General features: G+C 65.4%; 21 protein-coding genes. 9 read left to right on the top strand and 12 right to left on the bottom strand.

What is annotated here, in order from left to right; genetic code table 11:
* Window positions 1–17 precede the first annotated feature (17 nt).
* Complete coding sequence (locus tag AC1D1G_RS08985) at window positions 18–377, bottom strand: carboxymuconolactone decarboxylase family protein (protein WP_477951777.1); 360 nt, start codon at window positions 375–377, stop codon at window positions 18–20.
* Window positions 378–621: 244 nt separating this feature from the next.
* Between AC1D1G_RS08985 and AC1D1G_RS08980 the strand changes: the two genes are divergently transcribed.
* Window positions 622–831: a hypothetical protein gene (locus AC1D1G_RS08980; protein WP_283332284.1), complete on the top strand. Its 210-nt coding sequence runs from the start codon at window positions 622–624 to the stop codon at window positions 829–831.
* Between the two features lie 159 nt (window positions 832–990).
* The gene (locus AC1D1G_RS08975; RefSeq protein WP_477951776.1) at window positions 991–1215 is read left to right on the top strand and encodes a hypothetical protein; all 225 of its coding nucleotides are present in this window, start codon (window positions 991–993) and stop codon (window positions 1213–1215) included.
* Between the two features lie 61 nt (window positions 1216–1276).
* Here AC1D1G_RS08975 and AC1D1G_RS08970 read toward each other — a convergent pair whose 3' ends face one another.
* The 4 genes from AC1D1G_RS08970 to corA all read right to left on the bottom strand — a co-directional run bounded on the left by AC1D1G_RS08970 (window position 1277) and on the right by corA (window position 8128).
* Window positions 1277–2065 carry a tyrosine-protein phosphatase gene (locus AC1D1G_RS08970; protein WP_477951775.1) on the bottom strand — a complete coding sequence of 263 codons (789 nt, stop codon included), beginning with the start codon at window positions 2063–2065 and terminating at the stop codon, window positions 1277–1279.
* A 529-nt stretch (window positions 2066–2594) separates the two neighbouring features.
* Window positions 2595–5867, bottom strand: coding sequence for a protein kinase domain-containing protein (locus AC1D1G_RS08965; protein ID WP_477951774.1), 3273 nt, complete (start codon window positions 5865–5867; stop codon window positions 2595–2597).
* A gap of 212 nt (window positions 5868–6079) precedes the next feature.
* A protein-coding gene (locus AC1D1G_RS08960) for an IS5 family transposase (RefSeq protein WP_477951773.1) occupies window positions 6080–6989 on the bottom strand; the annotation gives its coding sequence in 2 pieces (ribosomal slippage) (window positions 6080–6631 and window positions 6633–6989; 909 coding nt in all).
* 47 nt (window positions 6990–7036) lie between these two features.
* Window positions 7037–8128, bottom strand: a complete 1092-nt coding sequence (gene corA, locus AC1D1G_RS08955) for a magnesium/cobalt transporter CorA (protein WP_280783512.1) — start codon at window positions 8126–8128, stop codon at window positions 7037–7039.
* Between the two features lie 147 nt (window positions 8129–8275).
* Here corA and AC1D1G_RS08950 point away from each other — a divergent pair, with 147 nt between their 5' ends.
* From AC1D1G_RS08950 to AC1D1G_RS08940, 3 genes are all read left to right on the top strand, one after another.
* Window positions 8276–9130: a PHP domain-containing protein gene (locus AC1D1G_RS08950; RefSeq protein WP_105412761.1), complete on the top strand. Its 855-nt coding sequence runs from the start codon at window positions 8276–8278 to the stop codon at window positions 9128–9130.
* Window positions 9127–9486, top strand: coding sequence for a hypothetical protein (locus tag AC1D1G_RS08945; RefSeq protein ID WP_477951772.1), 360 nt, complete (start codon window positions 9127–9129; stop codon window positions 9484–9486). The genes AC1D1G_RS08950 and AC1D1G_RS08945 overlap by 4 nt, the downstream gene beginning before the upstream one ends.
* A 376-nt stretch (window positions 9487–9862) precedes the next feature.
* Window positions 9863–11056, top strand: coding sequence for an NAD(P)-dependent malic enzyme (locus AC1D1G_RS08940; protein ID WP_477951771.1), 1194 nt, complete (start codon window positions 9863–9865; stop codon window positions 11054–11056).
* Window positions 11057–11295: 239 nt separating this feature from the next.
* On the opposite strand, the gene AC1D1G_RS08935 is transcribed toward AC1D1G_RS08940, so the two are convergent.
* The 3 genes from AC1D1G_RS08935 to AC1D1G_RS08925 form a co-directional block, all read right to left on the bottom strand.
* Window positions 11296–11589, bottom strand: a complete 294-nt coding sequence (locus AC1D1G_RS08935) for a WhiB family transcriptional regulator (RefSeq protein ID WP_317569305.1) — start codon at window positions 11587–11589, stop codon at window positions 11296–11298.
* A 321-nt stretch (window positions 11590–11910) separates the two neighbouring features.
* Complete coding sequence (locus AC1D1G_RS08930; protein WP_477951770.1) at window positions 11911–12705, bottom strand: 2-keto-4-pentenoate hydratase; 795 nt, start codon at window positions 12703–12705, stop codon at window positions 11911–11913.
* A gap of 25 nt (window positions 12706–12730) precedes the next feature.
* A complete protein-coding gene (locus tag AC1D1G_RS08925; protein WP_477951769.1) occupies window positions 12731–14116 on the bottom strand; it encodes an LLM class flavin-dependent oxidoreductase in 1386 nt (461 codons plus the stop codon).
* 265 nt (window positions 14117–14381) lie between these two features.
* Here AC1D1G_RS08925 and AC1D1G_RS08920 point away from each other — a divergent pair, with 265 nt between their 5' ends.
* From AC1D1G_RS08920 to AC1D1G_RS08910, 3 genes are all read left to right on the top strand, one after another.
* A complete protein-coding gene (locus AC1D1G_RS08920; protein WP_477951768.1) occupies window positions 14382–15347 on the top strand; it encodes a quinone oxidoreductase family protein in 966 nt (321 codons plus the stop codon).
* 105 nt (window positions 15348–15452) lie between these two features.
* Window positions 15453–16943 carry a PucR family transcriptional regulator gene (locus AC1D1G_RS08915; protein ID WP_280779440.1) on the top strand — a complete coding sequence of 497 codons (1491 nt, stop codon included), beginning with the start codon at window positions 15453–15455 and terminating at the stop codon, window positions 16941–16943.
* A gap of 17 nt (window positions 16944–16960) precedes the next feature.
* Window positions 16961–18451 carry a PucR family transcriptional regulator gene (locus AC1D1G_RS08910; protein ID WP_477951767.1) on the top strand — a complete coding sequence of 497 codons (1491 nt, stop codon included), beginning with the start codon at window positions 16961–16963 and terminating at the stop codon, window positions 18449–18451.
* On the opposite strand, the gene AC1D1G_RS08905 is transcribed toward AC1D1G_RS08910, so the two are convergent.
* Together AC1D1G_RS08905 and AC1D1G_RS08900 are read right to left on the bottom strand one after the other, a co-directional pair.
* Complete coding sequence (locus AC1D1G_RS08905; RefSeq protein WP_477951766.1) at window positions 18437–20431, bottom strand: oxidoreductase; 1995 nt, start codon at window positions 20429–20431, stop codon at window positions 18437–18439. The genes AC1D1G_RS08910 and AC1D1G_RS08905 overlap by 15 nt on opposite strands.
* A 51-nt stretch (window positions 20432–20482) precedes the next feature.
* Window positions 20483–20911, bottom strand: a complete 429-nt coding sequence (locus AC1D1G_RS08900) for a RidA family protein (protein WP_477951765.1) — start codon at window positions 20909–20911, stop codon at window positions 20483–20485.
* A gap of 206 nt (window positions 20912–21117) precedes the next feature.
* Here AC1D1G_RS08900 and AC1D1G_RS08895 point away from each other — a divergent pair, with 206 nt between their 5' ends.
* The gene (locus AC1D1G_RS08895; RefSeq protein ID WP_477951764.1) at window positions 21118–22584 is read left to right on the top strand and encodes a CYTH and CHAD domain-containing protein; all 1467 of its coding nucleotides are present in this window, start codon (window positions 21118–21120) and stop codon (window positions 22582–22584) included.
* A gap of 9 nt (window positions 22585–22593) precedes the next feature.
* Here AC1D1G_RS08895 and AC1D1G_RS08890 read toward each other — a convergent pair whose 3' ends face one another.
* Both AC1D1G_RS08890 and AC1D1G_RS08885 read right to left on the bottom strand, forming a co-directional pair.
* Window positions 22594–23061, bottom strand: a complete 468-nt coding sequence (locus AC1D1G_RS08890) for a SixA phosphatase family protein (RefSeq protein ID WP_283333216.1) — start codon at window positions 23059–23061, stop codon at window positions 22594–22596.
* Between the two features lie 115 nt (window positions 23062–23176).
* Window positions 23177–24454 carry an APC family permease gene (locus tag AC1D1G_RS08885; protein ID WP_477951763.1) on the bottom strand — a complete coding sequence of 426 codons (1278 nt, stop codon included), beginning with the start codon at window positions 24452–24454 and terminating at the stop codon, window positions 23177–23179.
* Window positions 24455–24649: the final 195 nt, after the last annotated feature.

Below are 24649 nucleotides of genomic sequence, written 5' to 3'. Positions count from 1 at the left end.
TGCTGCGCAGACCTAGGTCAGCTCGTCGGGATCGCTCCATCGTTCTCTTGTTCGAGGACCGCCCCGAGCGTCGCTATCGCCGTCACAGCATTGGGCCAACCCGCGTAGATCGCGAGATGGGTGATGATTTCGACGAGTTCCTCTTGCTGTACGCCGTTGCCCAATGCCCGCGAAAAATGCCCCGGCAGTTGGTTTTCCCGGCAGAGCGCGACCAGCGCAGCCACGGTTATCAGACTGCGATCGCGTGGGGACAACGCAGGTCGCTTCCAGACGTCACCGAACAGCACATCGTCTGTCAACGATGCGAGCTTCGGCGCGAGAGTGCCGAACATCCTTTGCGCACGGCTGACAGTTGAATTTTCGGTATCCTCGGACATCGGTCTCCTTCGAGTATGGGACGGAACCGCACTTCGCGAGCACGCACTGCGTACATATCGTGCTTGGCCATGCTCCGCACTAGAGGTACGCGCAGTTCGGACGTCGCGGCGGTCGCCTTCGCACCGCACGTTCGACAAGTCGGCGCGTGCACCGACGTCGCCCGGCACGGAGAAACTCCATCTGCACCGTACCTTGTGTTGCGTTATATATTGAGTGCTCGCGCGGGCCAAGGGGTACGGCGCGATGATGGGCATCGGGCGTGCTGGAGCGATCCTGTCGCCCATCGTCGCGGGCTACGCGCTCAGCGTGATGACGCCGCGCGCGATGAACCTGGCGGTCATCGTGCCCCTCCTGCTCGCGGCCCTCGTGGCAGTCGCTCTCATGCGCGTCACCCGCGCCGTCGAAGCCGACGCATCGCACGCGGAGGCTCACCCTCTCGCAGTTGCGGAGTAGGAGGCCGCGCTGTTCTTCACCGATGAAGGCGGCCACGTCCACCACAATCTCCTGAAGCTGGAGGTCGAAGTGGTTCCGAGCCAAGTCGTCACGTCGATCGAACGCGGGGTGGTGCGGGGGCACAACAGCTACCATTCGGGCAAGGTGAGCGAATGGCGCGTGGACAGCGTCGTCCTCGTGACCCAACGCCTTTCCCGCTCAACGCTTTATGACGAGCTGACCCGGAATTCCGAATCGCTCGAAGAGAACGGCATCACCCGTGTTCTCCGCATCGGTGACTGTCTCGAGCCCCGGGTGACCGCGGAATCCGTCTTCGACGGCCACCGGCTTGCACGCGAGATCGACACCAGCGACCCCGCGGTTCCTCTTTGGATACGAAGCTAGTCGAGAGCGAATTGACTGCTTCGTAGATCAGGTTCGCGGGTTCGCTTCCGTGGTTGTGGTGCTACGCGACCACGAGCTTGCTGCGCAAGGCCGCGAGAGTTCCATCCGACAGCCCAAGCCCGTCCGCAACATAGTTGTCGAACGAGCCGTAGATCTTCTCGATCTCGTCAAGACCGGCCTTCAGGTACTCCGGCCGGACACTCGACAGCGCGCGCATCGCATCACCCCTGGCAGGGCCGCCAGATTCAGTTGCGCGGGCTGCGTTCGAATCAGTCGTTCTTGCCAGGTACTCGTTCGACAGCAGGTAGTCGCGCATGACAGTGCCACGATCGACGCCAGCAATGGTCAGGATAGTGGCGGCGATCCACCCTGTCCGATCCTTACCCGAAGTGCAGTTGAAGATCACTGGCCCATCAGTGAGAGCTATGTCGGTGATAGCGGCACCGAGCTGCGCACGTACCTCCGGCACATTGACCAACTTTTGATAGGCGTCGGCCATCAGGCGATTGACACTGGTGACCGACGAGATATCGAGTCCACCCCCTGCCGCGGCATTGCTGTCCGCGGCGTCGCCGTACACGTTGTACCGCACATACTTCGCACCCTCAGGCACCCGGTCCGGCTTCGCCGAAACCTCACCACTGGACCGGAGGTCAAAGACCGCGCGCACACCCAAAGTATTCAGTACCGCCAAATCGCCGCCGTCAGCAACCAGCGCGTTTGAGCGGTAAATTAGCCCAGCGCGGATCGTGCCCCCATCCACAGTCCGGTAACCGCCCTCTCTGCCAGCGATGTCACGGAAGTTTTCGACTGAACTCAACCGAGGGGTAACCGGTGCAGCCGTGTTCACTGTCGCCGCCGTCGTTGTCACGGTGGAGTTCGCGGACGTATCCGCCTTGCTGCAGCCGGCAAGTAGTGCGGCCACGAGAGCAGCGGAAGAAACTGCGACACGGAAAAGTGGGTGCAAGACGGACTCCAATCCGTACGCGATCAGAAGTGACGTTAAGCACCGTACAGTGGATCATGTGATTTGTACAACCGATCGTGCCATATGATCCGCTTTTTCTCTTACCACTCCCCCGCGAAAACCGAGCCTTCCCAACAGGATCGATTCAGGCAGACCATCTCGACTTCTGGGAGATGATGACCTCATCTGCACGAACTGCTGACATATCGCCAGATCCGTTGTTGCCAGATTTATACACGCCCGCCCCTAGTCGCGGCGTTCACGTAGTTACCTATACCGCAGACCATGTCGCCTGCGGGAGCGATCGAGACACTCGCGAGTTTCCCACCGAACCATGATGGTCCGATCGCCCCAACCTTTGCGGCAAGGCTTAAGGTGCAGCACCCCAGGCCTACGCGGCTTGCCGTTGTCCCTACTGAGCCTGTTCCACCACCCAGGCCGCAATTTGAGCGCGCGAGGTGAATCCAAGTTTGGCGAGTACGTGCTCAACATGCCCCTGGGCCGTCCGCTGTGAAATGACCAGCTTTTCGGCGATCGCCCTGTTCGTCATACCTTCGGCAACGAGTTCGGCAACTTGCTGTTCCCGCTTCGTAAGCGTGGCTACGGGAGTGGTCGAATCATGCCTAGGGGGGCGCTGCCCGAGCGCGTACGCGACAGAGGCGGCGAAGTCGAGGTTTCCGCCCTTACGCAATGCGGAGTTGAACGTTCGCTCACCCAGAGCTCGGCGGACCGCACGTTCACAGTGATCGTGATGGTGACTCAGGTTGGGAAAGATGACCGTGGAGCTTCCAACGGATTGCACTAGCGCTTCTGCGGCGGCCATGAGTGTTGCCGCTCGACTGGGGTCATGGTTACTACAGGCAATCCACGCAAGCGTTTCGAGGCATGTTGCCGCAGTGAGGGGGTCATCTACTCTATGGGCGATTTGCAAACTTTCTTCGAGAACCATAGTGGCTCTTGCATTGTCTCCCTGCCGCCACACCGCCACGCCTAGTGCCCATAGCGCGTAGGACCTGTAGACGGATTCACCATGCGATTTGGTGGTCGCGAGAACTCGTTCATAGCATTCGATCGCACGGTGAGTGTCACCGCGCATTTCGTGTGCCCATCCGAGGGTATAGGTAGCGCCGACCTGCAGCGCGAGCTCAACCTGGTCACCGAACACCGCTACTGCCTGCTCCAGAAACAAGCACGCACGGTCAAGGTCTTCGTTGAATAGCGCGAGCAGTCCTTCGGCATGTGCGATGAGTGCGCGTGCCATGGGATCTGTTAGCTCGTCTGCCATTGCCTGCCCCTCTTCGACAAGCGCGTGGCTTGCAGACAGGTCGCCTTGCACTTCAGCGAGCACGCTGTTTGCATAGAGTGCCTTGACTCGCTCCGCGGTCGGTTCTCCGGTCTGGTGTGCGAGTATCCGGCCCAGCCAGTATCGGCCTTCATTGAAGAGGCCGCCCGATGACCAGAACATGAAGAGGGCGGTGGCGATGCTGAGTCCTACGTCGGGGTCACCTGCGTCCGACAGGCTGAATTCCATTGCTGCGCGCAGATTGGGGCGTTCTCGGCCAAGTCTGGAGATCCAGCCGACTTGTCGTGGACTGATCCAGTCCGCTTCTGCGTCGATTGCCAACTGACGGTACCAAGCACAATGTTGGACCGATAGTGCTTCGTATTCCTCTGCAGCGTGCAGTTTCTCGCGTCCGTAGTCGCGTATCGTTTCGAGTAATCGAAATCTGACCACCGAGGCAAGGGTCTCAGATATAACAATCGACTTGTCGACCAGCGAGGCGATGGTATCGATGAACTCACCGGATTCGACGGTTTTTCCGCATATCTGTTCTGCTGCATCAAGTTCGAATGAGCCAGCGAAGATCGACAGTCGCGCCCATACCGCTTGTTCGCGGGGTGAGCAGAGTTCATAGCTCCAATCAACGCATAGTCGCAGCGTCTGCTGGCGCGTCGGCACGTCTCTGCCCGATCTCGACAGTATCTCGTACTTGTCTGTCAGGCGCTCCAGCACTTGGTCGACAGACATCGCACGCAGGCGCGCAGCGGCCAGCTCGAGGGGTAGGGGTAATCCGTCGAGGCGCTGACAGATTTTGGCGACCGATATCCGATTGTCTTCGGTTAATTCGAAAGTGGAGTCGGCTGCTGCTGCCCGCTCTGCGAACAAGGTCACCGCATCGTAGCTGGGCAGGCCACGCAGCGACGGGTCGCGCTGTGCGTCGGGAACCGTGAGAGGAGGGACACGGAGCACAGCTTCACCACTGATGTCGAGGATCTCCCGGCTGGTTGCGAGGACGTGAAGTCCTGGGCATGCGCGCAAAAGTGTCTCGACGAGGGCAGCTGCGGCATCCACGACTTGCTCACAGTTGTCGAGAATGAGTAGCAGTCTTCGTGCGGCGACGAACTCGACCAGTAGGTCTTCGATGGGGCGTGTGGACTGGTCCCTCAGTCCGAGCGCGCTGGCCACCACGTCGGCGAGCAACGACTCATCTCGCAGTTCCCCGAGTTCGACCAGCCAGACGCCGTCTGCAAATGCGCGCCGCGCCTCCGCGGCCGCTCGCAGTGCCAGCCGGGTCTTGCCTACTCCCCCGATCCCAGTCAATGTGACCAGGCGCGCCGTCGAGAGCAGCTTCTTTACTTCGGCCAGTTCATTGCGCCGACCGACGAAGCTGGTTAGCTCCAGTGGCAAATTCCCGTTCGCGTTTCGTGACGGGGTCCGAGGGTGTGGCTTTCTGCTGTCGCCGGCGTCACGATCGGCGGGCATCTTGCTGTTCTTGACGGCCTGGGGATTCGCCTGCAGGGCCATGTCGTCGATCGGGTAGCCGAGTTGATGCTGTAGCTCTCGGATCTCTTCGCCGAGGGCCGCAGCTGACCGCGGGCGGTCCGTCGGGTCACTAGCCATTGCACGTTCGATGACTGCGCATATGGCATCCGGAATGCCGTGCTCGCGAAGGTCTGGAACAGGCTGGGTTGTGATCCTGAGAAACTGCGCGACGACTTGTTCCCCGCTGTGGCGTTCGAACGCGGCGTGCCCGGTGATTGCGCAGAAGAGGGTCGCTCCGAGACTGTAGATGTCCGAGGCGAGGCTGGGCGGATCCCCGCGTAACACTTCCGGTGCAGTAAAGGCGGGCGACCCCGTGACTGTTCCGGTTCCCGTTTCGAAGCCCCCCGAGATGCGAGCGATTCCGAAGTCCGTCAGCGCTGGCTCAGCGTAGTCGGTGAGCAGGATGTTGGCCGGTTTCACGTCGCGATGAAGGATCTCGAGGCGATGGGCAGTCTCCAGTGCGCCCGCCATCTTCACGCCGAGACGAAGTGCTTCCGCAAAGTCGAGAGGGCCGTGACTGCGGATTGCGGCTTCCAGTGACTCCTGCGGGTGGTAGGGCATGACGATATACGGACGGCCACTGGCGGTGGTGCCGACTTGGAGGATGCTGACGATGTTGGGATGACCTGTCAGTCGACCCATAGCGCGCTGTTCCCGGAAGAATCGGGCACGGTTTTCGTCGTCGAGGTCGGCGGTCAGGACTTTTACGGCCACCGACCGGTCAAGAGCGGGCTGGCCACACCGGTACACAAGCCCGAAACCGCCGCGTCCGATCTCCTGTGCATTCTGAAATCCGACGGCCTCGAGCTCCGACGTGATGTTCAGGGTCACGTCGCGTTGTGTCTCGCGCGGATCATTCATACGCTTCACCTCTAACGCTGCAAACCTACGATATCGCGTCGTAGAGTGCCCCTCCCAAACTGTCGAGGTTATCTTTCGCACCAATGGCGATGTGCATCCGATTTGATCGATCCCCACGTTCGGCGCGGCCGCCGAACGGGACGGCCCGGGCGATGGCGTCTCTGCGACTGGCGACCTGCCGAATCCGGCTAGCTGGATTCGCGATTGTCCGCCTAGGACATGTCTCCTAATAGTTTGAGCCACTCGACGATGCCGGCGAGCAGGAATCCGGCGCGGTAGGTGAGGGCGAGTTTGTCGTAGCGGGTGGCCACCGCACGCCACTGTTTCGCCTTGTTGAAGGCCCGTTCGACCACGTTGCGCCCCTTGTAGGACTCCGGGTCGAAGTTCGGTGGCCGCCCGCCCGCGCGGCCCTTGTTCACCCGGTTCGCTGCCTGATCGGTCTTCTCCGGGATTACCGCCTTGATGCCTCTGCTGCGCAGCAGTTCCCGGTTGGCCCGTGATGAGTACGCCTTGTCGGCCCGGACCTCGTCGGGGCGCGTGCGGTGCGCTCCGCCGGCGAGCCGCGGGACGCAAATACCCTCCAGCACGTGGGCGAACATCGGACTGTCAYCGGCTTGGCCGGGGCCGACCAGCACCGACAGTGGGCGCCCGTGACCGTCGCACGCCAGGTGCGCCTTGCTGGTCAACCCGCCCCTCGACCGGCCGATGCCGTGATCGGCAGGCTCGTCACGCAGGTTCGTGTAATTCGGTAGATCCCCCTGTGTGGCGGGCGGCGTTCGCGCCGTGCTGATGGACACGGACCACCGTGGAATCGACCGATACCGCCCAGTCCAGGTTCCCGCCGGCGTCGGCCATCGCGACCAGGGCTGTCAGCACCCGATCCCAGGTTCCGTCTCCGGCGTAGCGGCGATGCCGCTTCCACACCGTCTTCCAGGGCCCGAAATGCGACGGGAGATCCCGCCAGGGCACCCCGGTCCGCAGTCGATACAGCATCCCCTCGACCACCACACGATTGTTCCGGAACTTCCGCCCCCGGAGCCCATCGGAACTGGGCAAGAGCAGCGCGAGCAACTCCCACTGCTTGTCCGTCAACACCTCAAACCGATCAACAACGTCTGCCACACCGAAGATTCTGCAGCACAACACCACAAATCATTGGGAGACACACCCTAGAGCCAGTGGTTCCGGCGGAACGTGACGAACAGGGCCACCGTCACCGACGCGATCACGAATACCACGCCGTGATAGCCGTACTGCCAATGCAATTCGGGCATGTTGTCGAAGTTCATGCCGTAGATGCCCGCGATCATCGTCGGCACGGCCGCGATGGCCACCCACGCCGAGATCTTGCGCATGTCGGTGTTCTGCTGCACGGCGATCTTGGCGAGGGCGGCGTCGACGAGTGAGCTGAGGACCTCGTCGTATTCGGCGATCCGCTCGGCGACGGTGGTGTGGTGGTCGAGGACGTCGCGGAAGTAGCGGCGGATCTCCTTCGGCACCGGATTGCCCGGTGCCCGCGTCAGCCGCAGCAGCGGGTTGGACAGCGGGTTCACCGATTTGCGGAGTTCGACGATCTCGCGCTTGAGGAGGTAGATGTGTTCGACCGCGACGCTGCTGCGCGGGCTGAACACCGCCTCCTCCATGCCGTCGACGTCCTCTTCGATGGCCTGGGTGACTTCGAGGTAGGTGTCCACCACGTGGTCCGCGACCGCGTGCAGCACCGCGTACGGGCCCAGGGCGAGCCGCTCCTGGTTCGCCTCCAGCGCGTGGCGGACGTTCGCGAGCGGGGAATGGTCGCCGTGCCGGACGGTGATGACGAAGTCGGCGCCCACGAACACCATGATCTCGCCGGTCTCGACGATCTCGCTGGCCGTCGCCACCGACTCGTGCGGCACGTAGTTGACGGTCCGCAACACCAGGAACAGCACGTCGTCGTAGCGTTCCAGCTTCGGCCGCTGGTGGGCGTGGACGGCGTCCTCGACCATCAATTCGTGCAGCCCGAACGTCTCGGCCACGCTTTCCATCTGCCCCTCGTCGGGGGCGAGCAACCCGACCCACACGAACCCTCGGCCCCGCTTGCGGACCTCGGCCATCGCGGCCTGGTGCGTGTATTTTCCGGGGAGCCTCGTGCCGTCGACGTACACACCACAGTCGACGATGGCGCGCGCGGTCGGGATGCGGATCCTGGGGCCCGGGTCCTTGTCTCCGCTGCGCTGATCCTTGTCGCTGCCACGCTTGGGGAGCGAGGGCACAGACGGCACGGGGCCCTCCCTTTCACCGGCGAGTCGGAAACGCTGCTGGTGAATCGTACGTCAGCACCCGCTCCGGGCCGGCGGCGTCGCACGACACGCCAGGCTTCCGGGCCGCACGCTCGGACCCCGTGCCGCGACACCTGACAGACTGGTCTGGTGCTCATCGATCTCCACACTCATTCGACGGCCTCCGACGGAACCGACAGCCCGGCGGACCTGGTGCGCGCCGCGGGGGCAGCAGGACTCGACATCGTGGCGATCACCGATCACGACACGACCGCGGGATGGGCCGAGGCGGTCGCGGCGTTGCCTGCGGGGCTTGCGCTGGTGCGGGGCATGGAGATGTCCTGCGAGGGGCGCGGTGAGGACGGACGCCCGGTTGCGGTGCATCTCCTCGCCTACCTGTTCGATCCCGCGCACGCGGCGTTCGCACGCGAGCGGGAACGGTTGCGGAACGAGCGGATCGTGCGAATCCGCGCGATGGCGGAGTTGATGATGGAGGACGGTCTGCCCATCGACGCCGACGAGGTGCTCGCGGAAGCGGGACCCGCGGCGGGACGCCCACACCTGGCCAGGGCCCTGATGCGCGCCGGCGTGGTCGGCAGCGTCGGTGAGGCGTTCGTGGATCTGCTGGCCCCGCGCGGCCGGTACTTCGTCGACAAGTCCGATACCCCCCTCGACGACGCCGTGCAACTGGTGGCGGAGGCCGGGGGAGTGAGCGTCCTCGCCCACGGACGGGCCCGCACGAGGGGACGGCTGCTGTCGCTCGATCACGTCCGCGACCTGGCGGGAGCCGGTTTGCACGGGCTCGAGGTGCACCACCCCGACCACTCGTCGGACGACACTCGGGTTCTGCAGGAACTGGCCGACGAGCTCGGTCTGGTCGTCACCGGCTCCTCCGACTATCACGGCACGAACAAGGCCATCCGGCTCGGCGAGTTCACGACGGACGCCGACGAATTCGACACCCTCGTCTCGAAAGCATCCGGCGTACAGGTGGTCTCGGCATGAACACGCACGAGTTCGAGCGGTACGACCCCTACGGTCCCATCCTTCCGAGGACGGTGACGGCCACCGAACCGCGACGCAGCCCTCTCGTCGTCCGCGCGCTGCGCGCCCTCAGCGGGGCCGTCGCCGCCGGCGTGGTGATCCTCTGCCTCGTCGTGATCGGCTCCGCCTACGTGGGCGGCGGCCGGGGCTTTCCCGGCCCGGGGACGATCTCCATCACCGCGCACGTGGTCGCGTCCGTGTTCGTGATCGTGGCGCAGCGGATTGCGGACCGCCGCGACGGTCTCGTCGCCGTGGTCGCATCCGTCGCCGTCCTCGCGGCGGCGGCGCTTCTGCTGGCTACCCAGTGGTGGGGTTGACGGACGCTCGGCCCGTTATGTGAAACCGGCTCTCACAGTGACCCATCGGTAACTTGTTCTCACAGGTAGAGGCCAGAAAACGTGAGACATCTGACTGTCGTGGCAATTTGATTGTGCATCGATATTCGTGCCAGACTTAGCACCACTCCGACGTCGGCGCCACCGCCCTTCGGCGGGGGGTTATGGCAGTGTTGCCAGGGCTCACCCGCCCGTGCCATGACGCTTCGGACGTTCTGCGGCCATCGTGATCGCGCACCCCGGAAGCTTCACCCTCAGTTGTCGTTCGTGGAGCAACTGTGAGGATCAGCGCCGATCCTCACGGTTACTTCTCAGTAACCCGGCCCCGAGTGAGCCTGGACTTAGCAGGAGTGTCATCGTGTCCATCGTGTCCGAACCCACCACACCGCAGAAGGTCGAGCTGACCGACGAGGAGATCTTCGCCGGCCACATCGGGGGGAAGCTCTCGGTTGAGACCACGACCGCCCTCGATACGCAGCGCGCCCTGTCCATCGCCTACACGCCCGGCGTCGCGCAGGTCTCCCGCGCCATCGCCGCCGACGAAACCCTCGCCGACCGGTACACCTGGACCAGCCGCCTGGTGGTCGTCGTCTCCGACGGCTCCGCGGTACTCGGTCTCGGGGACATCGGCCCSCGGGCCTCGCTKCCCGTGATGGAGGGCAAGTCCGCCCTGTTCAAGAACTTCGCGGGCCTGAACTCGATCCCGCTGGTCCTGGACACCAAGGACCCCGACGAGATCGTCGARACCCTGATCCGGCTGCGCCCGAGCTTCGGGGCGGTCAACYTGGAGGACATCTCCGCGCCGCGCTGCTTCGAGATCGAACAGCGCGTCATCGAGGCCCTGGACTGCCCGGTCATGCACGACGACCAGCACGGCACCGCCATCGTCGTCCTGGCCGCCCTCAAGGGTGCGGTCAAGGTCCAGGACCGCGACMTCCACCAGCTGCGGGTCGTCATCTCCGGTGCCGGCGCCGCCGGTGTCGCCTGCGCGAACATCCTCCTCGCCGCCGGGATCGCCGATGTCACGGTGCTCGATTCGAAGGGCATCGTGTCCAAGGATCGGCAGGATCTGAACGAGGTCAAGGTGGATCTGGCCGCGCGCACCAACCCGGCCGGCCGCCGCGGCGGCACCGCCGAAGCCCTCGACGGGGCGGATGTGTTCCTCGGGGTGTCCGCGGGCACCGTGCCGGAGGAGCTGATCGCGACGATGGCGGAGGGTTCGATCGTGTTCGCGTTGTCGAACCCGGACCCGGAGATCCACCCGGACATCGCCCGTAAGCATGCGGCGATCGTGGCCACCGGGCGCTCGGATTTCCCGAACCAGATCAACAATGTGCTGGCCTTTCCCGGGGTGTTCCGGGGTGCGCTCGATGCCGGTGCCCGCCGGATCACCGAAGGTATGAAGCTCGCCGCCGCCGAGGCAATCCTCTCGGTCGTCGGTGACGAGCTGGCTGTGAACACGATCGTTCCCAGCCCGCTCGATCCTCGCGTCGCCCCCGCTGTCGCGGAGGCAGTCGCCGCCGCTGCCCGTGCAGAAGGCGTCACCGACTAGCGAGAATCCGTCGAGCACCCCGATCCGGAACCCGCACCCACGGTTCCGGTGTCGGGGTGTTCGGCGTGTCCGGCCCGAAACTGGACGAGTCCTGGGGATCGACACGGATGGTCAGCGGCGCGGTATTTCTCGCCAGTCCACCCCCAGAACCCGCTCGCAGGGCGCATCCGAGAGATCCGGTGGGGCCGCGACGGCGCCGGTCCGGCGGGAATGCGAGTCTGCAGGCGGGGCGGGGGATGTCAGCGGGCAAGCCGCTGGGTGTGGCGCCGGCCGAGGCGGGCGCGTTCGGTCTCGGACATGCCGCCCCAGATGCCGTAGCGTTCTGCGGCGGTAAGGGCGTGCTTGCGGCATTGCGGGAGCACGGGGCAGTCCTGACAGATCTGTTTGGCACGGCGTTCGCGCCGTGCGCGGATGGTTCGCTGTTCGCGATCGTCGGGTGTGAAGAACATGTCGGTGTCGGTGCCGCGGCACGATCCCTCGTGTCGCCAGTCCCAGCCAGGTGGACGGTCGGATGGATGCTCGGTGATGTTCATTCGGTTTCCCGGGGTCGACGGTGCGGGCTCCGAAGCCGCGCGCGGGTCGGCGGAGTGCGCAGACGGACGGCATCGGCAGTCCTACGACAAACGCACCGCCGTAACCGGCAGTCAGGCGTGGCCGGTACGGCGGTGCGTCGCACGTGGAGAGCGGGTGCCTGACGCCGACACATCAGGTCAGGCACCCGCGCAGTTCGTTCAGTCAAGAAGGCGCTCCTGATTCCTGAACGAACGTGTTGCCGCAGGGAATACTCTCCCCGCGAAGATTTCTCGTGAATCGACTCGACGGTGCACAGCGCAGAACCCCGTCAAGAGGGCGCGTCAGTTGTTGGCGGTGGAAACGTCGAACTCGATGGCGCCGAAGCCTTCGAACTCGCCTACCCAGCGGCCGGGCTGGTTCATGGGCACTGCCTGCAGGCAGCTGCCGGGGAGGATGACCTGGCCGGCCTGGAACTCGACATCGTAGGCAGCGAGGCGGTTGACCAGCCAGGCGACCGCGGCGAGGGGATTGCCGAGGATGTTGCGGGTGTTGCCGGTGATGACCTCGCGCCCGTTGAAATGCAGGGAGCCGCGCATGTCGCGGAGGGTCAGGTCGGTGATGCGGCGAGGGGTGCCGCCGAGGATGACCGCTCCTGTGGATCCGTTGTCAGCCAGCGTGTCCGGAAGGTCGATGGCCCAGTTCTGGACACGGGAGTCGATGATCTCGATGGCGGGCACCGCGTAGTCGATGGCGTTGATGACATCGGCGACGGTGACGTTGGGTCCGCGCAGACTGCTCTTCAGCACGAACGCGGGTTCGAGTTCGACGAACGGTTCGATGTAGTCGCCTCGTTCGAGGGTGGTGCCTTCGTAGGCGAAGATGCTCGCGAGCAGGAAGCCGTAATCGGGCTGGCCGAGGCCGAAGGCTTCCTGCATGACCTTCGCGATGTTGCCGAGCTTGTACCCGACCAGGCGGTCACCATTGTCGACGGCGTGTTCGACGTTGATGCGCTGGACGGCGAAGGCGGAGTCCGCGTCGAGGGCGGGCCAGGTCTTGGTCGGTGCGGTGATCGGTGCACCGTTCACACGTGCGGTCCGCAGGGTGGCCGCGACGTCGTGGAGTTCGGCGGTCTGCATGGGTGTCCTCTTTCGGTCGGTGGGGTCAGACGGCTGCGACGGTGCGGTTGCCGAGGCGGAGACCGGGGTGATCGTCGCGAAGCCGGACGGCGCCCTTGCCGTACAGCTTCTCGCGCAGGGTCGAGCCTTCGTATTCGCTCCACACGGTGCCGCGGCGCTGCAGTTCGGGGACGACGAGTTCGATGAAGTCTGCCATGTCCTGGTACTTGACCGCGTGCCCGAAGTTGTAGCCGGCGATACCGGTTTCGTCCATCCATCGGGTCAGCTCGTCGGCGACGGTGGTGGGTGAGCCGACGATGGTGGGGCCGGTGCCGCCGATGCCGATGAATTCGGCGATGTCGCGCGGGGTCCACTCCTTGTCGGGGTCCATCTTCGAGAACAGGTCGACCATGGTCTGGCCGGCGTTGGTCTTGACGTGCTTGAGCGGCACGTCGGGGTCGAACTGGGACATGTCCAGCCCGGTCCAGCCGCTGTAGCGGGCCATCGCCCCGGCGTAGCTGACCAGCTTGCGGTAGCTCTCGTACTTGGCGTGCGCTTGTTCGTCGGTCGGTGCGCAGACGACGTTGAGCATCTGCAGGACCTTGACGTTCTGCGGGTCACGGCCGGCGGCGGCGGCGAGGCTACGCAGGCTGTCGACCTGCTTCTTCAGCGCCGGGATGGACACGGCGTTAACGAACACCGCCTCGGCGCTGGCTGCGGCGAGGGCGCGACCCTTCGAGGAGCCGCCGGCCTGGAAGATCACCGGGGTGCGCTGCGGGGACGGCTCGCACAGCGCGAAGCCGGGAACGGAGAAGTACTTGCCCGTGTGCTCGATGTTGTGCACCCGGCTCGGATCGATGTACATGCCGCGCTCGGCGTCGCGGACGACCGCGTCGTCCTGCCAGGATCCTTCCCACAGCTTGTAGCAGACCTCGAGGTACTCGGCGGCCATGTCGTACCGCTCGTCGTGCGGAACCTGCTGTCCGGTACCGAGATTGCGGGCTGCGCTGTCGGAGTAGGAGGTCACCAGGTTCCAGCCGACGCGGCCGTCGGTGAGGTGGTCGAGGGTGCTGAACTTGCGGGCCAGCGCGTACGGGTGCTCGTACGAGGTCGACCCGGTCAACCCGAACCCGAGGTTCTTTGTCACCGCCGCCATTGCGGAAACGGCCATGAACGGATCCTGCGCGGGGATCTGTGCGGCGTCGGCGAGGGCCGCGTCGGCGTTGCCCTCATAAATGTCGTGGTAGCCGACGTTGTCGGCAAAGAAGATGCCGTCGAATCGGGCCTCTTCGAGCATCTTGGCGTACTCGGTCCAGTAGGCGAGGTTCTTGTAGTTCGCGCCCTGATCCTTCGGATGCCGCCAGAGGCCGGCCGACAGGTGCGCCGGGCCCTGGTAGTCGAAAGCGAAAAGTCGCATGCGCTGAGACGCCATTGTCTATCTCCGTTCACTTTTTGAACACGTAGTTCATGTGTTGAACACCACTGTAAGAGGTGAAATGTGCGGGCGTCAATACCTCATTTCGTGCACCGCCGGGATCGGTGCCACGGCATTACACCGCCCGGCAAGTGCGGCGGAGGCGTGCGCTGTTCGCGGCGCAGGCCGAAGCGGTCTCTGCAGCGCGGCGAGGAAGCTACCGAGAGAAGATCACCCAATGGTCGGTGTGTTCAAATTTCGGTTCAGCATGTAGACATTGCCCATGCGCGCAATTCAGGTCGCCCGCCTCGGCCACCCCGAAGTCCTCGAACTCACCGAGATTCCCGATCCCGAGCCCGGGCCAACCGATCTTCTCGTCCGAACCGACGCGATCGGCGTCAACTTCATCGACACCTACTTCCGGACCGGCGTGTACCCGCACCCGCTGCCGTACGTTCCCGGCGACGAGGGGTCCGGCGTCGTCGAGGCCGTCGGCGCCGACGTCCGCGACTTCGTCCCCGGCGACCGCGTCGCCTGGTGCGGCGCGACGGACAACTACGCCGAGAAGGTGGTGGTGCCCAACGAAATCGCGATCGCGGTGCCGGAGGGCGTTCCCGCGCCGCAGGCGGCGTCCGCACTGGCGCAGGGCCTCACCGCCCACTACCTGGCGTACTCGACGTACCCGGTGCAGTCCGGCGACACCGTGCTGGTCCACGCCGGCGCCGGTGGAGTGGGACTGCTGCTGACCCAACTCGCTACGAAACTCGGTGCGCGAGTGTTCACCACCGTCTCGTCGGACGCGAAGGAGAAGTTGTCGCGGGAGGCCGGCGCGGCCGAGGTACTCCGCTACGACGACGACATCGCCGCTCGGGTGCGCGAACTCACCGACGGTGAGGGAGTCGCCGCCGCCTACGACGGTGTGGGCGCAGCCACCTTCGACGCGAGCCTCGCCTCCGTTCGGATCCGTGGCACCCTCGCACTCTTCGGCGCGGCGAGCGGCCTGGTGCCGCCGTTCGACCCGCAGCGGCTCAATCCCGCGGGTTCGCTGTTCCTCACTCGTCCGACCCTCGCGCACTACGTCCGCACCCGGCAGGAACTGACGTGGCGGGCAGGAGAAGTGTTCGGGGCCGTCGCGGACGGTTCGCTGAACGTCCGTGTCGGCGCGCAGTACCCGCTCGAACGCGCCGCCGACGCGCACCGGGACCTGGAGGACCGGAAGACGACCGGTTCCGTCGTGCTCATCCCCTGACGAATGGGCAGCGACCGTCACCCCGAGACACGCGGTCGAGGAGTCATACGGACGTATAATTCTGCCGGCGATGTTTGTACCGGCGTGAAATACCGGGAGTGATTCGTGTCAAATCTGACAGTCGGCGACTTGGTAGCCATGAGGCAACTTGCGTGCAGCGTGGTCGCCGGTGAGGCCGGTGTAGACCGGCCCGTGGTGTGGGCACATGTGTGCGAGTTGCCCGATCCGTGGAACTGGCTCAGTGCCGACGACTTGTTGATGACCACCGGAATGAGCCTGCCGGCAGCGGCGGACGAACAGATGCGGTTCATTCGACGTCTCAGCGAGGCAGGCTTGGCCGGCATCGCGATCGGCGACGACCTGCTGGCGCCCCCGCTCACCCAGGGCATGCTGTCCGAAGCCGACGAGCTTCACTTCCCCGTCGTCGCGGTCGGTCATGCAACACCGTTTGCAGCGATCGGCCGCACCGTCGCCGTCGCAGCCCAGAGCGTCCAGGTCAGTCGAATTGCGCGCTTGAGTCGGCTCTACGACGCCACGCACGCGTCGCCTGAGGACGAGACCTCGCTACTCGATCGACTGTCGGTGGAGCTCGGACACCGGCTCCATGTCGTCGATGTCGAGCTCGGCAGCGAAGTGCTTCGCGATGCACATCCACTGGAAGATGAACTCGTCGATCAACTGCGCACCCGCGTCGACGGACGGCTCGACCGTCTTCCGCCGAGAGTGGCGATCGAAGCCGGTGCCGAAACCACGGCGACGGCATTCGCCCTCGCGACCCACCGCAAGTGCATGCTCGTCGCCGCGGGGCACACCGACATCGAAGTCGATGCCTTCGTGTTGCTACATGCGCAGAGCCTGGTCGGCGTGGAAGTAGAGCGGGTGACCCGAGAACGCGAACGCTCCGACGTCGCGCGGGCGCAGCTGCTCGAGCAGATGATCGCCGGATCGATCAGCGCGGAGGCGGCTGCTCCTCGGCTCGGCCAACTGCATTTGACCGAAACCAACTGGTGCGTAATCGGATTCGACACTACTCACCTCCACGTCGTTCGCACTCTCATCGGAGACCGCGGATTTCCGTATCTGTCGTGCTCCGCGGGGGGAGAGGGCTATCTGATGGTCTCGAGCGCCGACGCCGACGCGGCGGCGGATCTACTCGACCGCCACATCGATGCGATGGGCATGTCGGCACGGAACGCGACGACTGGGCGAGTTCCGGACAGCGTTCGTCAGGCGCGGTGGGCTCTCCAGGCCGCGCGGGCAGCCGGTGGCGGCCTTGCCGAGTATTCGACCGCGGCACCCCTGTTCCTTCCCCGCACACTGACCGAGGCGCATTTCGCGACGCGGGCCGTACTGGGGAAGATTATCGACTACGACGCGGCTCATCACAGTGATCTCGTCGAGACTTTGGATGCATTCCTGTCCATGGACCGGAACTGGTCGGCCACAGCGAAACGGCTTGTCATCCACCGTCAGACGCTCGGATACCGACTACGCAAGATCGAGAGTCTGACGGGCCGCAGCATGAAGAGTTCCGCCGACATCGCCGATTTCTGGATGGCACTGATCACCCGCCGGATCAGCAGCGGCCAGGACTGAGAGACGAGGATAAGACGATGTCGAGATTGACTGTCGGTGACCTCATCGCGATGGACCAGCTCGGGTGCGCGGCCGTCGCCGGTGTCGGGGGGCTCGACCGTCGGATCGCGTGGGCGCACACCTCGGAACTCGACCCCTGGGACTGGCTGGGGGCGGACGAGCTGCTGATGACCGCCGGTTTGTGTGTGCCGTCGGACGAACGAGAACAGTGCACGTTCATCGAACGCCTTCACGAAAAGGGACTGGCAGGCGTCATCATCGGAGACGATGAGACCGCACCACCGCTGACGGCCGCGATGCTGGATATGGCCGACAGACTGAACTTCCCCATCCTTCGGTGCAGCCACACGACCCCGTTCGCGGCAATAGGACGGACCGTGGCGGTTGCGAGTCAGAGTGTTCAAGTCAGCACGGTCGCACGACTGAGCCGACTCTACGAGCACGCACGCTCGACTGTGCTGGCGGACACGAGTCTTCTGGTCAGACTCTCGAGAGAACTGCGATTCACCCTGCACGTCGTCGACGTAGAGCATGGCACCGAGGTTCTCGCCACGGACAATGCATTGTCCGAGAACGCCATCCGGTCACTGACGTCGAGTGTCGCGGGCACACTCGATCGACTCCCTGCCCACCTCACGCTCGTAGAAGGCGCGGATTACGTGATGACCGCCCATGCACTCCCCACTCACCGCAAATGCATGCTGGTCATGGAGGGAAGCCCGGCGACGGATGTCGATGCCTTTGCATTGCTGCACGTGCGGACCCTGATCGGCGTCGAAGTCGAAAAGGTCACCAGGGAGCGGGAGTACGCCGACGAAGTCGGTGAAGCCCTGCTGCAGCGAATCCTCGCCGGCTCCGACGCACCCGAAGCTGTCACACCACTCCTCGAAGAATTCGACCTGTCCGCGCCCGAGTGGACGGTGTTGAGCTTCGATACCGACTTCCTTCCCGCTGCCAGGACGATAGCGGGAGACCGAGGCGTTCCGAACGTGACCGCCATACTCGACGAGCACGCCTACATGCTGCTCCCCACCGTAAGGTGCGCCGAGACCATCGACCTGCTCAGCGGCAAAACCCGGGCGATGGGAGCGTCGCCATCGGCTACCGCGATCGGACAGATCTCGGACAGCGCCCGCCAGGCGAGCTGGGCCTTGGACACCGCCCGATCGACCGGCGTACCCGCCGCTCGATACTCCACCGATGTGCCACTGTTCGTGCCGCGCACCCTGACCGACGCCCGGCAAGCTACCGACGCAATCCTCGGAGATCTCCTGCTGTATGACCGGGGACACGAGTCGAACCTCGTCGAGACTCTCGAAACCTTCCTCACTCACGACCGAAGCTGGACCGCGACAGCGGACCAGCTCGGAATCCACCGGCAATCCCTTGCTTTCCGGCTCCGGAAGATCGAGTCGGTGACAGGACGAAACCTGAAGGCTTCATCGGACATCGCGATGCTGTGGCTGGCGCTTCGTGCACGCGCCCAAGCGTTTTCACTCACCGACTGAACAGGGCTCGTAGAGGGCAGCGGCAGCCCGCAAGCCGTCGAGGACCGCCTCTTCGACGGTGCGCGGGGCGAGGCAGTCGCCGACTCCGGTGAACGGGATGCCGGTGGATTCGACCTCGGCGAGCAGGGCGTCGTTCTGCTGGTGGCCGAGGGCGAGGACGAGTCCGTCGACGCCGTCGAGGATGATCGGTTCGCCGGTCAGCGTGTTGACCAGGTAGACGGTGTCGTCGTCGGCTCCGAACAGGCGGGCATGCGGGATCACCCGAACCTTCGCCTCGGTAGCCGCCCGCAGCATCGCGATACGGGTGTACTGCTGCAGCTGTTCACCGGCCGCGTAGCCGTTGACGCACAGGGTCACCTTGCGCCCTTCCCGGGCGAGCATTTCCGCGACTCCGAGGCCGGTCCAGTCGCCTCGCCAGTCCGCCACGACGATCTCACCCTTGGGGGTGTTGCCGCCGCCCGTGCCGATCACATCCCACGCCTCGAGCACCGGCATGTCCCCGTCCAGCTCGAGCGGCGGCCGATAGGGGGTGGCGCCGGTCGCGATGATGACGTGGTCGGGACGTTCCGCGGTGATCATCGTCGCATCCACCTCGACGCGGGTTTTCACGATGACCCCGTAGCGGTCGAGTTCGGACTGCAGATTGGTTGCGGCGCCACCGAACTCGGACCGGCCGGGAAGCCGCTCGGCCAGCAACACCTGCCCACCGACTCGCCCGCTTGCCTCGTACAGGGTGACCCGGTGACCGCGCTGGGCGGCGACCGCGGCCGCCTTCATCCCGGCGGGCCCGCCGCCGACGACCATGACGTCCTTCGGCTTCGGGGTGATCACCAGGGTGCCGAACTCGCGTTCGCGTCCGGTCTCGGGGCGCTGGATGCACGAGATCGGGTAGCCGGCCTGGAAGTGGCCGATGCACGCCTGGTTGCAGCCGATGCAGGCCCGGATGTCGTCCGGACGCTGGGCCTGCGCTTTGGCAGGCATGTCCGGGTCGCAGATCAGGGCGCGGGTCATCGCGCAGGCGTCCGCCTGTCCCTTGGCGATGACGATCTCGGCTTCCTGCGGTTGGTTGATCCGCCCGGCGACGAGCACCGGAATCGACACAGCCGCCTTGATCTTCGCTGCGGCGGGTGCAGTGTAGGCGGCTTCCTCGCTCATCGGCGGAACGATATGCAACGATCCGGACCGGCTGGCGGATGTGCCCTCGGTGATGTTCAGGTAGTCCAGCGACCCGTCCGCGTCGAGCCTGCGGCACACCTCCACGATGTCAGTGGGCTCGTCCTCCACGGAGGAGTGTTCGATGCCGGATACGCGGACGCCGACCGCGAACCCCGGTCCGACCGCCTCTCGGACGGCCGAGATGATCTCGCGCAGGAACCGCATCCGATTGTCGAGGTCGCCACCGTATTGGTCGGTGCGCAGGTTCAGTTCGGGGTTGAGGAACTGGGCGGGCAGGTAGCCGTGGCTGGCGACGATCTCGACACCGTCGAGGCCGGCCCGCTGGAGGCGGCGCGCCCCGGCCGCATATCCAGCCACGACCTCGGTGATCATCGCCTGGGACATCGGCCGGGGCATGACCCGGAATCGTTCGTTCGGGACGGCCGACGGGGCGTACGCGACCGGAAGCGCACCGTCCTGGGATTCCATGATCTCCCGGCCCGGATGGAACACCTGGCCGAACAAGGCGCACCCGTGCTCGTGGGCGGCCTCGGCGACGCGCCTATATCCCGCGATGCAGCTGTCGTCGGTGGCCATGAGCACGTGGTACGTGTACCGCGCGGTTTCGTGGATACCGGCGACCTGCATGATGATCAGCCCGGCACCGCCGGCTGCCCGGGCGCGGTGGTATTCGACGAGCTGGTCGGTGACCGCGCCGTCGTGGACCATCACAGTGTCGTGCCCAGATGAGAAGATCCGGTTCTTCAGGGTGACGTCACCGACCTGCAGCGGGGACAACAGGGTGGGAAAGAGTTTGTCAGACATGGAATCCCAGTTCTGTACTGGTGATGGAAAGGGTCGGAGTCCAGCCAGGGGCTAGCTGGCGTCGGTGTCGGCGAGGACTCGCTGGGCGCCGGACACGGCGACGGCGTCCGCCTCGAACAGCATGCCCTCGACGAGGAACGAGTTCTGCACCGCGGTCACCGCGGGCCAGGGGCTGGTGAAGAATTCGGCGCGGACCTTCTTGAATGCGTCGAAGTCGTCGCGGTTGCCCAGGTAGGCGGTCAGCTTGACCACCGACGACATCGAGGCGCCGTGCTGATGCAGGATCTTTTCGATGTTGCGGAACACCTGGCGTGCCTGGGCCTCGAAGCCACCTTCGACGAGGTTGCCGGCGTCGTCGTAACCGGCCTGACCGGACGTGAACACCAGGTCGCCTGCCTTGGCGCCCTGGCTGTACTGGGCGGACTGTGCCCAGGTGAAGGGGGCGGGGCGGGTTTCGACGATGTTCTCGGTGGTCGTCATGATGATCCTTTCGGTGGGCGTCCCAGGAGTGCGGGACCTCGTTGGCGTCGCACTCGCCGGCTGACGAATGGGAACGCTATGGCATGGATCACCAGGGGGTAACCGTACTGTTGACTAAATCCGAACCGCCGCACTGTCCACCCGTACGTCTCCACTTCTCCGCCGTTGCGGGTGCTCCGGACATATTCGGGGTGCAGACTGGATCCATGGTGTCGATGCAGCGCGAGCGGGAAGACAAGTACGAGGTGGGGCTCGAGTTCGTCCTTCCGGATCTCGAGGACGTGTTGCCTGCCGGTGGACGGATCGAGCAGAGCACGGTAAATCTGAACAGCGTCTACTACGACACGGATGACCGCGATCTGCTCCGTCAGAAGATCACGTTCCGCCGCCGGACCGGGGACGCCGATGTGGGGTGGCAGTTGAAGGTCCCCGCAGACAAGGCCCGCACCGAGATTCGGATGCCTTCGGGTGAGAGTGACGCGCTTCCCGACGATTTGGCAACCATGATTGAGGGTGTCGCGCTGGGTAAACCTGTGCATCCGGTGGCGACGCTGAAAACCGTGAGACGCACACAGCGACTCCTCGACCGCGACGACCGCCTGCTGGCGGAAGTGGCCGACGACCGGGTGCGCGGTGCCGTCGCCGGTGAACGCGCTGTCCTGAGTGAGTGGCGCGAGGTGGAGGTCGAACTCGGCGACGCCGGGAACGAGAAACTGCTCAGGAAGATCGGTAAGCGCCTCACCCGCCGCGGTGCGCAGCCGTCCCCGTATCCGTCGAAGCTCAGCCGTGTGCTTACCGCCGCGCACCTCGCGGTCGACGGCAGGGACACGACCCGAACGACCGTGGAAGCGGTGCTCGTCGACTACCTGGACGCTCAGGTTCAGGCGATCGTCGCCGGCGACGTGTGGTTGCGTCGAGGGCTGGACCCGGTCCACCCCACCCGCGTGGGAATCCGACGTTTCCGCAGCACGCTACGGGTATTCAAGCGCCTGTTCGAACCGATCGCGCGGGCAGAACTCGACGCGGAACTGTCCTGGTACGCCGGGTTGCTCGGGGAGGTGCGGGATCGGCAGGTGCAACGCGCACGCTTCGCGGATGCGCTCGCCACCCTGCCTACGGAACTCGTGATGGGGCCGGTTGCCGCGCGCATCGAGAACGATCTGCTCGCCGAGCAACTCCGTCGTACGAAGGAAGTAATGGAAGCCCTCGACGGTGACCGCTACCGTGCGCTGCTGGCCACGCTGGCGCGGTGGCGCACCACTCCACCGCTGACCACCGAGGCCGGCGACGATCCCCGCGTGATCGACAAGTGCGTGCGGAAGGCCGAACGCAAGGCGCTCACACGCGTCACCACCGCGACTGCCGGTGACGACGATGCGGCCCTGCACCGCGCGCGGAAGGCCGCCAAACGAGCCCGGTACGCCGCCGAACTCGCCGCACCGATTCTGGGAAGGAAGACGGCGAAGAAGAAAGCGGCACGGTTCAAGAAGATGCAGAAGATTCTCGGCGAGCACCAGGACAGCGTCGTCGCCGCGGAGACGCTCCGGACTCTCGGTGCCCGCGCCGGCGCGACGCCCGGCGAGAACGGTTTCACGTTCGGCCTGCTGTACGGCCTGGAACTGCAGAAGGCACGGCAGGCCCGGGAGGACGCCGCCCGGCTCGCGTCGACCTAGAGGTCGAGATCAGCCCGCCGGAATCGGCGCGAGGTAACGCAGCGTCGGGGACGGACCTGCACCGCAGTCGACGAACCACGCGCCGCCTTTCGCGGTCGCGCCCGAGGGCGGGACGTCCGGTACCCCTCGCGACCGCGCGAACTCCGCCAGCGCGTTGAGGATCTCCCCGTGCGTGCAGAAGATTGCCCGGTCGGCGTCGGGCCCGTGGAGTACGGCGAACAGTTCGTCGGGGGACGCGTCCGGTGCCAGCAGCGGGTGATCGTGGACAGGCAGACCGCGCGCCTCGGCGAGTGGAAACAGGGTCTGGCGACAGCGGGTGGTGGGACTCGAGAACAGACTCGCGATCTCGATTCCGCCCAGCGCCGCGACGAAACCGTGGGCCTGCTCGTGCCCGAGTGGGCTCAGCGGCCGCTCGGCGTCGGGGCCGTGCCACAGCTTCTTCTCGCCTGCATGGGAGTGCCGAACCAGGATTAACATTCTCACCTTCTCCCGGCGCAAGGATGGTCGTTGAAGACTCCCACGCGAGACGACAATTGGCCACCGCGACCTGAGAATCGAAATGCTCTGCGGGGTAGCGCACACACCCCGACCGTCAGGTACGGAGGGAAGTGCGGATCCCGTAGATCACAGCGCCGAGCCCGAGGACGATCACACCCGAGATCACCGAGGCGAAGGGGAGGAATGCGGCGAGAACGAGGCACCCGACGGCGCCGACGCCGGCAACCAGCCGCGACCACGGTTTCGAGGACAGGGTCCAGGCCGATGCGTTGGCGATCAGGTAGTAGACCAGCACCGCGAACGAGGAGAACCCGATGACGCCGCGCAGATCCGCTGTCGCGGAGAGGAGCGCCACCACCACACCGACCGCCAGCTCGGCTCGGTAGGGCACCGCGAACCGGGGGTGGACGGCGTCGAGTAGACGTGGCAGGTGGCCGTCCCGCGACATCGCGAACGTGGTCCGTGACACCCCGAGGATCAGGGCGAGCAGCGAGCCGAGCGCGGCGATCACCGCAGCCACCCGGACCACCGGCTCGAGGCCCCCGAACCCCGCAGCGGCAACGGCCTGCGCGAGCGGGTCCGTCGCGGCCGCGAGTGCGTCGGCCCCGAGCGCCGTCAGGACGGCGATCGCGACGCACAGGTACACGACGAGCGTGATCGTCAGAGCGATGGGTATCGCCCGGGAGATGGTCCGGGCCGGGTCCTTCACCTCCTCGCCGAGCGTGGCGATCCGGGCGTACCCGGCGAACGCGAAGAACAGGAGGCCGGCGGCTTGCAGAACTCCGGCCACGCCGTGCCCGGAGGTGATCGCGAGGCCGTCGAATCCGGTATCGGAACCGGTCAGGCACACGACGACGACGACAGCGAGGATCGCGAGCACCGTGAACACGATGACCCGGGTGACCAGGGCCGACTTCTGCACACCCAGGTAGTTCACCGCCGTGATGGCGACGACGGCGATCACCGCGACGAGGTGCTCGCGGCCGGGCCAGGCGTAGGCGCCGACGGTCAGGGCCATCGCGGCACACGAGGCTGTCTTGCCGACCACGAATCCCCAGCCCGCGAGATACCCGAAGAACGGTCCCAGGCGTTCACGGCCGTAGACATAGGTGCCACCGGATTGCGGGTACAGCGCGGCGAGCCGGGCCGAGGAGTGGGCATTGCAGTACGCGATCACCGCGGCCACCGCCAACCCGACGAGCAGGGCGCCTCCGGCGGCGGCCGCGGCAGGCCCCAGCGCGGCGAAGATCCCCGCCCCGATCATCGACCCGAGGCCGATCATCACCGAGTCGAATACTCCCAGCCGCCGGCGCAACTGTGGCGTCGCGGTCGGGTGCGCGTCGTTGCCTTCCGAAATCTCGTCAGCGGCCATGCGTGGCAGTCTCCCCTTCGGACGTGCGAGTGTCGGGCACTCCAACGCTAGCGGTTGTCCGGAACTCGCACGTGAACCCCTCGGGGTCAAGCAGTTTCGGTGCGACGACGCCGCTCGCGGTCACGCCAGGGCTGCGTCGACCGTGGCGAGTGGGTGCGGGCATCGCGTGTAAAACATCGATAAGCGCTGGAAGGG

Source organism: Rhodococcus sp. P3_B8 (genome assembly GCF_056402775.1).
This window is presented reverse-complemented; position numbering and strand designations above follow the sequence as displayed.

What these genes read in the sequence shown, in the direction of transcription:
- AC1D1G_RS08930 (WP_477951770.1), bottom strand. Translation starts at nt 12,705, where the DNA reads ATGCAGACCGCCGAACTCCACGACGTCGCGGCCACCCTGCGGACCGCA.
- AC1D1G_RS08900 (WP_477951765.1), bottom strand. Translation starts at nt 20,911, where the DNA reads ATGACGACCACCGAGAACATCGTCGAAACCCGCCCCGCCCCCTTCACC.
- AC1D1G_RS08895 (WP_477951764.1), top strand. Translation starts at nt 21,118, where the DNA reads ATGGTGTCGATGCAGCGCGAGCGGGAAGACAAGTACGAGGTGGGGCTC.
- AC1D1G_RS08935 (WP_317569305.1), bottom strand. Translation starts at nt 11,589, where the DNA reads ATGAACATCACCGAGCATCCATCCGACCGTCCACCTGGCTGGGACTGG.
- AC1D1G_RS08890 (WP_283333216.1), bottom strand. Translation starts at nt 23,061, where the DNA reads ATGTTAATCCTGGTTCGGCACTCCCATGCAGGCGAGAAGAAGCTGTGG.
- AC1D1G_RS08985 (WP_477951777.1), bottom strand. Translation starts at nt 377, where the DNA reads ATGTCCGAGGATACCGAAAATTCAACTGTCAGCCGTGCGCAAAGGATG.
- AC1D1G_RS08925 (WP_477951769.1), bottom strand. Translation starts at nt 14,116, where the DNA reads ATGGCGTCTCAGCGCATGCGACTTTTCGCTTTCGACTACCAGGGCCCG.
- AC1D1G_RS08905 (WP_477951766.1), bottom strand. Translation starts at nt 20,431, where the DNA reads ATGTCTGACAAACTCTTTCCCACCCTGTTGTCCCCGCTGCAGGTCGGT.
- AC1D1G_RS08920 (WP_477951768.1), top strand. Translation starts at nt 14,382, where the DNA reads ATGCGCGCAATTCAGGTCGCCCGCCTCGGCCACCCCGAAGTCCTCGAA.
- AC1D1G_RS08980 (WP_283332284.1), top strand. Translation starts at nt 622, where the DNA reads ATGATGGGCATCGGGCGTGCTGGAGCGATCCTGTCGCCCATCGTCGCG.
- AC1D1G_RS08910 (WP_477951767.1), top strand. Translation starts at nt 16,961, where the DNA reads ATGTCGAGATTGACTGTCGGTGACCTCATCGCGATGGACCAGCTCGGG.
- AC1D1G_RS08945 (WP_477951772.1), top strand. Translation starts at nt 9,127, where the DNA reads ATGAACACGCACGAGTTCGAGCGGTACGACCCCTACGGTCCCATCCTT.
- AC1D1G_RS08885 (WP_477951763.1), bottom strand. Translation starts at nt 24,454, where the DNA reads ATGGCCGCTGACGAGATTTCGGAAGGCAACGACGCGCACCCGACCGCG.
- AC1D1G_RS08965 (WP_477951774.1), bottom strand. Translation starts at nt 5,867, where the DNA reads ATGAATGATCCGCGCGAGACACAACGCGACGTGACCCTGAACATCACG.